2 protein-coding genes are annotated in these 1,517 nt (G+C 59.8%); one reads left to right on the forward strand and one right to left on the reverse strand.

The window, feature by feature from the left end; genetic code table 11:
• Positions 1 to 545 (reverse strand): sodium-dependent bicarbonate transport family permease (locus ACOVRA_RS08285; RefSeq protein ID WP_421719875.1); only part of this gene is annotated, 545 nt, incomplete at its 3' end.
• A gap of 166 nt (positions 546 to 711) precedes the next feature.
• Between ACOVRA_RS08285 and ACOVRA_RS08290 the strand changes: the two genes are divergently transcribed.
• The coding region (locus ACOVRA_RS08290; protein ID WP_421719876.1) for a LysR family transcriptional regulator at positions 712 to 1,517 on the forward strand (806 nt) is incomplete at its 3' end.

The raw sequence follows: 1,517 nt of genomic DNA on the forward strand, positions 1-1,517 counted from the left end.
CCGCCGCCCAGCAAGACTAGGCCGCGCCCGCGCAAGGTCTCCATCAGGATTTCCGTCAGCTTGCCCTTATCCCCGCTGGACCGGCTGAGCGCGAAGCGCCCGTAAAATAGCGCGACCAAAATCGCCAACTCCATCAGGGCCACAAGGCCCGTGACATAGCCGTCCATCGGTGTGCCCTTGCCCTCGGCATAAGTGCGGGCCACCACAAAGGTCACCGACGAGACTGAGCCATAAAGGGCCGCAACGCCCGCTGCATTGGGGGTGTCCAAGCGCAACACGAATCTCGCAACCAAAAAGGCCATGAGGGGGAGGAGGAAGATCAGTGCCGCGATGACGGCCAGCCCATTGGCAATATCGGCAAAGGCCACGCCTGCCAGCTCTTGCCCGCCTTGCAGGCCGATAGAAAACAGCAAAAAGATCGCGAAAATCTTGATGACGGGCTCGGGTATCTCCAAATCCGACTTGATCAATGTGGCGATCATGCCCAGCAAAAAGGCCATGGTTATGGGCGAGACTAAGTTTTCAAGCAGGACTTCAACCGGCATCTTTGGCTCCTCGTCTTGGGGGTGCGGCGCCGCTGCTTAGTCGGTTGCCCCCAGAAGGAGAAACTTGAAAACCTGATGGGATTTATCGGAAAAACCGTGGCCACACGTGGCGCAGAACCTGCGAGCTGCGTTGACGGCGCGCGATCATCGCCGCATTAGGTAAGCCATGTATGACGTCGACACCGCCTTTCTGCGCACCTTTGTGACGCTGGCTGATACCCGCAGTTTCTCGCGGACCGGCATCCTTGTGGGCCGATCGCAATCGGCTGTCTCGGGCCAGATCAAGAAGCTGGAAGAGATTTTTGATCGTCAATTGATTGAGCGCGATACCCGTAATGTCCGCCTGACCCCGGACGGCGAAAAGCTACTTGGTTATGCGCGTGACATGATCGCCTCGGCGGATGCGATGTTGGCGCGGTTCCGGTCGCAGGAGATCGCGGGCGAAGTGCGCTTTGGCTCGCCCGAGGATTTCACAACCGCGCATTTGCCCGACATTCTGGCCGCCTTTATGGACGCGCACCCGCAAGTGATGCTGCATGTATCCTGTGCGTTGACCCGAACGTTGATCGATGAATTTGAGGCAGGCTTGCATGACCTTGTGCTGATTAAACAATCAACCGAGCGCGTCCATCCAGGGGCGCGCGCAATCTGGCGCGAGGAATTGGTCTGGGTTGGCCCGGCCAATGACACACTGCCAAAGGCCTTTGAAGAAGCCCGTGCGGTCTTTGAAAAGCGCGAACGCCCCTTGCCCTTGGTGCTGTCGCCACCGGCTTGTGTTTACCGCGAACGGGCGCTGGCAGCGCTGGATCGCGCGAAGGCACCGTGGACAAGTGCGTTTACCAGCCCCAGTCATGCGGGTTGCGCGGCGGCTGTGCGCGCAGGCCTTGGCTATGCGGTGATGCCGCGCGGGCTGATCCAAGAGGGCATTGAGGTCTTGGGCGATTGGCCGCCACTCGAAGCCGCCGACATGTG

Source organism: Aquidulcibacter sp., from assembly GCF_049239865.1.
Lineage (GTDB): Bacteria > Pseudomonadota > Alphaproteobacteria > Caulobacterales > Aquidulcibacteraceae > Aquidulcibacter.